The sequence below is a fragment of the Bacillota bacterium genome, from assembly GCA_030705925.1.
In the GTDB taxonomy this organism is placed as follows: Bacteria; Bacillota; Clostridia; order Oscillospirales; family Feifaniaceae; genus JAUZPM01.
The window spans coordinates 1-8,549 of record JAUZPM010000079.1 but is presented as its reverse complement, the minus strand read 5'-3'; the positions used below and the strand labels follow the sequence as shown (position 1 = coordinate 8,549).

Here is an 8,549-nt window from a genome sequence, read left to right as displayed (position 1 = left end):
CTCGATCCAGAGAAGATTTTCGTCGTTTCCATCATGCCCTGCACAGCCAAGAAGTTCGAGGCTTCACGTCCAGAGCAGAAGGTGAACGGCGTTCGCACGATAGATGTCGCTCTTACGAGCCGTGAGTTTGCAAAACTCATCAATAGAATGGGCGTTCGCTTCAATGAGCTTGCTGATGAAGAATTCGACGCTCCGTTCGGCATTGCTTCCGGCGCAGGTCATATATTCGGCGCAACCGGCGGCGTTATGGAGGCTGCTCTCCGTACTGTTGCCGAGGTCGTTGACAAAAAGCCGCTTGAAAAGCTTGAGTTCAATGACGTCAGAGGCGTTGAAGAGGACATAAAAGAGGCGACATATAAGATAGGCGGCATGGATATTAATGTTGCCGTTGCCTCTGGTCTTGCCAATGCCAAGAAACTGCTTGAAAAAGTTGTAAGCGGTGAGAAACAATATCATTTTGTAGAGATCATGGCTTGCCCAGGCGGCTGTGTAAACGGCGGCGGACAGATCATTCAACCGTCCAGCGTTACTAATTATATTGATGTAAGAGTTGAACGCGCTAAAGGTCTTTATAAAGAAGACAGCGGAATGACTCTTCGCAAGAGCCATGAGAATCCCGTTGTCAAAGAACTTTACGATTCATATTTTGGTGAACCGGGAAGCCACAAGGCTCATCATATCCTGCATACTTCTTATTCAAAAAGAAATAAATATTAATTTTATAAAAGCTGTGTGAATTATCACACAGCTTTTTTCTTGTATAATATGCTGTTTTTTGCATGAAAAAATCATAAGTATTTTACAATAAATCGATAAATAATCATTGTAAATGTAATTGTAGAATGGTTCGCGGTATGCTATAATATATCATTAATATGCGTCGTTATGCAAATTCATGCAAACCGGTGCAGACGGTGTTTGGGGGGAAAATAATGTCTTTTCGTCAAAAGGATCTCTTGGGGCTTCGCGATCTTCCGCCTGATGATATAAGGCAGATTCTGCACAGTGCTGAAACTATGCGCTTTGTCGTAAATCAGCCGATCAAACGCGCGCCGCATCTGCTCGGTAAGAGTATAGTAGAGCTTTTTTATAAGGAAAGCACAAGGACGCGTCTGTCTTTTTCTCTGGCGACTAAGTATATGCAGGGCACGATGTCTTCCGTCTCGTTTGAGGACAATGAGAATCCCCGTGAAAGCCTTGTTGAAATCGCTAAAACGCTTGACCGCATGGGTGCGGATACAATAATTATACGTCATCCGATGTCAGGCGCGGCAGAGCTTGCGGCTCGAAATGTCCGCTGTTCGGTAATCAACGCCGGAGACGGCTTCAACGAGCATCCGACGCAGGCGCTTGTTGACTTGTTCACGATATTACAGCATAAGGGACACATTGCCGGTCTGCGTGTCGCAATAGTAGGTGACATAATGCACAGCAGAGTCGCAAAAAGCAATATATACGGTCTTACAAAACTCGGCGCCAAGGTTTCTGTCGGCGCTCCGGCAACTCTTCTCCCGTCTGGGCTTGAAAGGCTCGGCGTTGAAGTTTTCAGCACTCTGCAGGAGGCAATAATTGACTCTGACGTTGTGATGGTCGTTCAGGTAAAGGAAGAGATGCTGAAAGAACTGCGTGTCCCGTCCAAGGGCGAATACGGGCGCTTTTTCAGTGTGAACGACGAGCGTATGAAAATCGCAAAACCCGATGCGGTTTTTCTCCATTCTGGTCCAATCATCAAGGGCGTCGAGGTTTCATCCGATATCATAAATTCCCCCTGTTCACTTGTCGAAGAACAGGTGACAAACGGCGTCGCTGTTCAGATGGCAATACTTCATATGTTTTCAAAAAGGGTTGGTGCAAATGAAATTACTTATTAAAAATGGGTTTGTAATTGATAAAAGCGGCGATCTTTTTGGAAAATATAACATTCTTATTGAAGACGATAAGATATTCGATATCACACCTGACGATATAAGTGAGGAGATCGCTACAGAGGTCATCGATGCGGAAGGTCTTATTGTGGCGCCCGGGCTTGTAGATATGCACTGTCACCTGCGCGAGCCTGGTTTTGAACGTAAGGAGACTATCGCCACGGGAAGCCGCTCTGCGGCGGCAGGCGGTTTTACAACGATTGCATGTATGCCGAACACCAATCCTGTAATAGATAATAAAACGGTCGTGGAATATGTTTTGAGCCAGGCTAAAACCAATGCGGTCATAGATGTATACCCGATCGGCGCAATAACTAAAAATCTTGAAGGCAAATGCCTTGCCAGCATAGGCGAGATGAAGTTTGCCGGCATCGTCGCGATTTCAGACGACGGGCGCCCTGTCATGGACTCGAACATAATGAAAAACGCTATGGTCTATGCAGCATCCTTCGACACGCCTGTGATCTCACACTGCGAGGATACAAACCTTGTGTGCGGCGGGGTAATGAATGAGGGATATTACAGCACAATAATGGGGCTTCGCGGTATTCCGGCATCGGCTGAAGAGGCAATGATCGCCCGCGACCTTGTTCTTGCACGCAGCCTGAACATTCCTATCCATATCGCTCATGTCAGCACCAGAAACGGAATACAGATAATCCGTGAGGCAAAGGCGGCGGGGGTGCTGGTCACATGCGAGACCTGCCCGCACTATTTCTCGCTTACACATGAGGCTGTGCTGGGATATAACACCGCGGCAAAGGTCAACCCTCCGCTTAGAAGCAGTGACGATGTTGCTGCCGTTATCGAAGGCCTCTGCGACGGCACGATAGACGTAATAGCGACCGACCACGCTCCTCACGACCCGGAGAGCAAGAACTGTGAATTTGACCGCGCCGCAAGCGGAATGGTCGGGTTTGAAACTGCGCTCTCTCTTGGCATAACAAACCTTGTCAAAACTGGAAAGATGGAGCTTAGTGATCTTTTATATAAAATGACTGCAAAGCCGGCGGACATTCTGCGCCTTAATAAAGGCAGGCTTTGCGAAGACGGCGCCGCCGACATCGTTATATTCTCCGAGGACGAAAAGCGGACGGTCAAAGCCGAAAAATTACAAAGCAAGTCTAAAAATACGCCCTTTGACGGCAAAGAGCTTTACGGCGCAGTGAAATATACAATCTGCGGCGGAAAAGTGGTCGTTTCACAGGGTGAGTTAGCATAAAAAATAATCAAAGAGAGGGAATATATGTCGATCGATAAGCTGATAGAAAAAATAATTGACAAACAAAATCCGACCGTTGCGGGGCTTGACCCGCTGCTGTCCTACATACCGGAGCATATTTTGGAAGAGGCGAAAAACAGCTCTGACGATCCGTTTACATGTGCCGCAAATGCACTGCTCAGCTTCAATAAGGGGCTTATTGACGAGCTTTGCGACATCGTGCCGGCGGTGAAGCCGCAGTCGGCTTATTATGAACTCTATGGCTGGCAGGGCGTCCGCGCTTACCATGAAACTGTTGCTTATGCCAAAAGCCGTGGGCTGTATGTTATCGGGGATGTCAAGCGCGGCGACATCGGTTCGACTGCTGAGGCTTACGCAAAAGGACATATTGGTGAGACTGATATATTCGGGAAAAGCTATAGAGCTTTTAACGAGGATGCAGTCACAGTCAATCCCTATCTGGGCACAGACGGCATAGACCCCTTTTTAAAACTGTGCAGTGACAGGATGATCTTCATCTTAGTCAAAACCTCGAATAAATCTTCAGGCGAATATCAGGACAGGATTTCTGACGGCAAAACGCTGTATGAGCTCGTTGCTGAGAACGTTAAGAAGTACGGCGAAACGCTTATGGGCAAATACGGTTACAGCGCCGCTGGGGCTGTTGTCGGCGCGACATACCCAAAACAGCTCGCGTCACTGCGTGAACAGTGCCCATCCACCTTCTTTCTTGTCCCGGGATACGGGGCACAGGGGGGCGGCGCTTCCGACGCTGCGGCTGCCTTTGACAAACGCGGGCTCGGCGCTGTCGTAAATTCCTCGCGCGGCATAATGTGCGCTTGGAAGAAAGAAAATTGCCACGGCAAAGACTTTGCCAAAGCCGCCCGCCGCGAAGCGATAAGAATGAAAGAAGACCTGCTTTCCGTTTTGGGCGGCAGGATAACATATTGATCTTGACATAGTTATTTTGATATAGGAGTGAAACAATGAAAGCATTTCTTTGTCTGTCTGACGGAACTGTGTTTGAGGGGCAGTCTCTCGGCGCTGTCGGCGTTACAGTCGGCGAAACGGTATTCAACACTGGAATGACCGGATACCAGGAGGTGCTGACCGACCCGTCTTATTACGGTCAGATAATCACAATGACATACCCCATTCAGGGGAATTACGGTATAAATGACGAGGACGGAGAGTCACTCAAGGCATGGGGCAAGGGGTTCATCGTGCGTGAAAGCTGTGATGCCCCGTCAAACTTCCGCAAAACCGGAAAACTCGATGAATACCTTAAAAAGCAGGGCATTATCGGCATAATGGGCATAGACACCCGCGCCGTTACAAGGAAGATACGTGAACAGGGCGTTATGAACGGCGCCATTGTTTCGGGCGACGATGCGGAAAGCCTTATCAAGTCTCCGGAACTCATGGATAAAATAAATTCTTATGTAATAACCGGCGCTGTGGATGCTGTCACCTGCAAAAAGGCAGAGGTTTTTGAGCCGGAAGGCGAAATGCTTAAAAACGTTGCTCTTTATGACTTTGGATATAAACACAACATACTGCGCTCTCTTTTAAAGCGCGGCTGCCGTGTGACGCTTTTGCCTGCCGACACCAGCGCGAAGGAAGTTTTAAAAGGCGGGTATGACGGCATTATGCTTTCAAACGGCCCCGGAGACCCGGCTGAAAATACCGCAATAATATCTGAGCTTAAAAAACTTAGAAAAAGCGGGCTGCCCATTTTCGGCATATGCCTTGGGCATCAGCTTATGGCGCTTGCGGCGGGTGCAAAAACAGAAAAACTGAAATACGGTCACCGCGGCGCAAATCACCCCGCTCTTGATATCGAAAAAGACAGGACATATATAACAAGCCAGAATCATGGCTACGCTGTGGTTGCTGATACTCTTCCAAAGGACATTTGCAAGCTGAGTTTCGTAAACGTAAATGACAACACGGTCGAGGGCGTGAGATATTTCGACGCGCCTGTCTTTACGGTGCAGTTTCACCCGGAGGCCTGCCCCGGTCCGCAGGATACAGGGTATCTGTTTGACGAATTTATGAAGCTGATGGAAGGAGAAAAAACATGCCGCTGAATAAATCAATCAAAAAGGTTATGGTCATCGGCTCAGGCCCTATCATAATAGGTCAGGCCGCTGAGTTCGATTATGCCGGAACACAGGCCTGCCGCTCTCTGAAAGAGGAGGGGCTTGAGGTCGTTTTGGTAAACTCTAATCCTGCCACGATAATGACAGACAAAGACATGGCGGACAAAGTGTATATCGAGCCGCTTAATGTCGATTTTTTGAAAACAATAATAAAGAAAGAAAATCCCGACAGCCTACTCCCGACGCTCGGCGGGCAGACCGGTCTTAACCTGGCTATGGAGCTTGCTGAAAGCGGCTTTCTTGAAGAGCAAGGGGTTCGCCTGCTCGGCGCTAACCCTGTAACGATAAAAAAAGCAGAGGATCGAGAGGCTTTCCGCGAGACGATGATGGAAATCAATGAACCGATCGTTCCATCAGGCGTCGTTGAAAATGTCGAGGATGCTTTAAAACTTGCCGAAGAAATCGGCTATCCGGTTATTGTGCGCCCGGCATATACGCTTGGCGGCACGGGCGGCGGCATTGCAGATGATCCGGAGATGCTTGCCGATATCGCCAAAAACGGTCTGCGTTACAGCCGTGTGGGTCAAGTTCTGATCGAGCGCTGTATAGCGGGCTGGAAAGAGATCGAATACGAGGTCATGCGTGACGCAAAAGGCAATGTCATCACCGTTTGTAACATGGAAAACTTTGACCCGGTCGGAGTACATACCGGAGATTCCATAGTCGTCGCGCCTTCTCAAACCCTTGCTGATAAGGAATATCAGATGCTGAGAAGCTCAGCTTTAAACATAATCACAGCTCTTGGCATCGAGGGCGGCTGCAACGTTCAGTTTGCGCTTCACCCTGAAAGCTTTGAATATGCGGTAATCGAGGTAAACCCAAGAGTATCGCGTTCTTCTGCTCTCGCTTCAAAGGCGACAGGTTACCTAATCGCAAGAGTTGCGTCTAAAATCGCTGTCGGCTACAGCCTTGACGAGATTCCGAACGTTGTAACGGGCAAGACTATGGCATGTTTTGAGCCAACGCTAGATTACTGCGTCGTTAAATTCCCGAAATGGCCTTTCGATAAATTCGTATACGGCAAGCGCACTTTAGGCACGCAGATGAAGGCGACTGGCGAGGTCATGGCGATCGCCAACAATTTCGAGGCGGCACTGATGAAGGCTGTCCGTTCTGCAGAAATCCACTGTACTTATGTCAAACTCAAAAAGCTCGACAAGTTAAGCGATGAAGAGATTTACAATAAAATCAAGGATATAGACGACGAGCGTCTGTTCGTTGTTGCCGAGGCAATGCGCCGCGGCGTGACAGCATCCGAGATACATGAGATCACAAAGATAGATATGTGGTTTTTAGACCGCATAAACAACCTCTTGGAGATGGAAAAAAGGCTTAAAGCTGAAAAGCTTACAGACGAGCTGTATGAAGAGGCAAAGCGCCTTTCATTCCCGGACACTGTAATTACAGAGCTGTCGGGGCAAAAGCCTCCCTATTTCAAGCGCAACAGCTTTAAGATGGTTGATACCTGTGCCGCAGAATTCGAGGCGCAGACGCCATATTACTATGCGACAAGAGACGCAGCCTGTGAGGCTCGCCCGTCAAATAAGAAAAAGCTTGTGGTTTTCGGCTCCGGCCCGATACGCATAGGTCAGGGCATCGAGTTCGACTATTGCAGTGTTCACGCTGTGTGGGCTGCAAAACAGTGCGGGTACGAGGCTATCATCGTCAATAACAACCCTGAAACCGTTTCGACTGATTTTGACACCTCTGATAGACTATATTTTGAGCCTTTGACTTATGAAGACGTGCGTTCAGTCCTTGAGGTCGAAAAGCCGGATGGGGTTATCGTTCAGTTCGGCGGTCAGACGGCGATTAAGCTTGCAAAAGACATCGATGAGTCGGGTGTTCCGATAATCGGCACACCTGCGTGGAGCATCGACGCCGCAGAGGACAGGGAAAAGTTCGATAAGATTTTATCAGAATGCAATATCCCGCGTCCGGCAGGAGATACTGTATTTACAACTGAAGAGGCAATAAAAGCCGCAAACGAGCTTGGTTATCCTGTCTTGGTGCGCCCCTCCTATGTCCTTGGCGGCCAGGGAATGGCTATCGCGCACAGCGATGAGGATACAAAAGAGTTCATGGAAGTCATAAACCGGGTAAAACAGGATAATCCGGTGCTGGTTGATAAATACCTTATGGGCAAGGAACTTGAGGTCGACGCTATCTGCGACGGCGAGGATATCCTTATCCCCGGAATCATGGAGCATGTAGAGCGCGCCGGCATCCACTCGGGCGACTCGATTTCTGTTTATCCGACACAGACGATTTCGTCAAAGCTTAAACAGACCATGGTCGACTACACAAATAAGCTTGCAAAATCGTTGAAAGTTGTCGGGCTCGTCAACATCCAGTTTGTCATATATAATAACGAAGTCTATATAATCGAAGTAAATCCCCGTTCATCAAGAACGGTGCCTTATATTAGCAAGGTGACCGGCGTTCCGATGGTAGATCTTGCGACACGCTGTATGCTCGGCGCAAAACTGCGCGATCTCGGTTACGGCACGGGACTTTATCCGGAAGGGGACTATGTCGCGGTCAAGGTGCCGGTATTTTCCTTTGAGAAACTCCACAACGTCGATACCCAGCTTGGCCCTGAAATGAAGTCGACAGGCGAGGTTTTGGGTCTTGCACACACCTTCAAAGAGGCGATCTATAAAGGTCTTGTCGCCGCAGGCTTTAAAATGAAGCGTAAAGGCGGAGTACTTGTCACTGTAAAAGACAGCGATAAGTACGAAATAATCCCGGTTATAGAGAAATTCCAGAGGATGGGCTTTGAGATTTACGCAACGGGCAACACCGCAAGGATATTAAATTACAATATGCTGCCGACAAACGCTGTTCGCAAATGGCACGAGCCTGCGCCGAACATTGAAACTCTGCTTGAAAGCGGCAAGATCGACTATGTCATAAGCACATCGTCAAAAGGCCGCATCCCGACCAAAGACGGCGTAAGAATCCGCCGCAAAGCGGTTGAACGCTCGATACCATGCCTTACGTCGGTAGATACCGCAAGCGAGCTTGTAAACTCACTGCTTATGAACTTTAAGACAGAAGACCTTGAAATGGTCGACATCACAAAAATTTAGGCGGTAAAAAAATGCAAAAAACTGTTGAACAATGCAAGGTGCTCGGTGCTGAGAGGCTTAGTGAAACCATTTACAGCCTGAAATTTTCATGCAGTTATGCTGAAAATGTGCTTCCGGGTCAGTTTTTAAATATTGCCTGCGGCGACGG

General features: G+C 48.4%; 6 protein-coding genes. All 6 read left to right on the top strand.

Annotation, left to right across the window (positions count from 1 at the left end):
* Positions 1 to 717 (top strand): [Fe-Fe] hydrogenase large subunit C-terminal domain-containing protein (locus Q8865_10150; protein ID MDP4153777.1); only part of this gene is annotated, 717 nt, incomplete at its 5' end.
* A gap of 215 nt (positions 718 to 932) precedes the next feature.
* Complete coding sequence (locus Q8865_10145; GenBank protein ID MDP4153776.1) at positions 933 to 1,871, top strand: aspartate carbamoyltransferase catalytic subunit; 939 nt, start codon at positions 933 to 935, stop codon at positions 1,869 to 1,871.
* Complete coding sequence (locus Q8865_10140; GenBank protein MDP4153775.1) at positions 1,855 to 3,147, top strand: dihydroorotase; 1,293 nt, start codon at positions 1,855 to 1,857, stop codon at positions 3,145 to 3,147. The genes Q8865_10145 and Q8865_10140 overlap by 17 nt, the downstream gene beginning before the upstream one ends.
* A gap of 24 nt (positions 3,148 to 3,171) precedes the next feature.
* Positions 3,172 to 4,098, top strand: coding sequence for an orotidine-5'-phosphate decarboxylase (pyrF, locus tag Q8865_10135; protein ID MDP4153774.1), 927 nt, complete (start codon positions 3,172 to 3,174; stop codon positions 4,096 to 4,098).
* 35 nt (positions 4,099 to 4,133) lie between these two features.
* Positions 4,134 to 5,237 carry a carbamoyl phosphate synthase small subunit gene (locus Q8865_10130; protein MDP4153773.1) on the top strand — a complete coding sequence of 368 codons (1,104 nt, stop codon included), beginning with the start codon at positions 4,134 to 4,136 and terminating at the stop codon, positions 5,235 to 5,237.
* Positions 5,228 to 8,401 carry a carbamoyl-phosphate synthase large subunit gene (gene carB, locus Q8865_10125; protein MDP4153772.1) on the top strand — a complete coding sequence of 1,058 codons (3,174 nt, stop codon included), beginning with the start codon at positions 5,228 to 5,230 and terminating at the stop codon, positions 8,399 to 8,401. Before Q8865_10130 ends, carB begins: the two co-directional genes overlap by 10 nt.
* Positions 8,402 to 8,549 lie beyond the last annotated feature (148 nt).

Coding starts and splice junctions, on each gene's coding strand:
- Q8865_10140 (MDP4153775.1), top strand. CDS start 1,855: ATGAAATTACTTATTAAAAATGGGTTTGTAATTGATAAAAGCGGCGAT.
- pyrF (MDP4153774.1), top strand. CDS start 3,172: ATGTCGATCGATAAGCTGATAGAAAAAATAATTGACAAACAAAATCCG.
- carB (MDP4153772.1), top strand. CDS start 5,228: ATGCCGCTGAATAAATCAATCAAAAAGGTTATGGTCATCGGCTCAGGC.
- Q8865_10130 (MDP4153773.1), top strand. CDS start 4,134: ATGAAAGCATTTCTTTGTCTGTCTGACGGAACTGTGTTTGAGGGGCAG.
- Q8865_10145 (MDP4153776.1), top strand. CDS start 933: ATGTCTTTTCGTCAAAAGGATCTCTTGGGGCTTCGCGATCTTCCGCCT.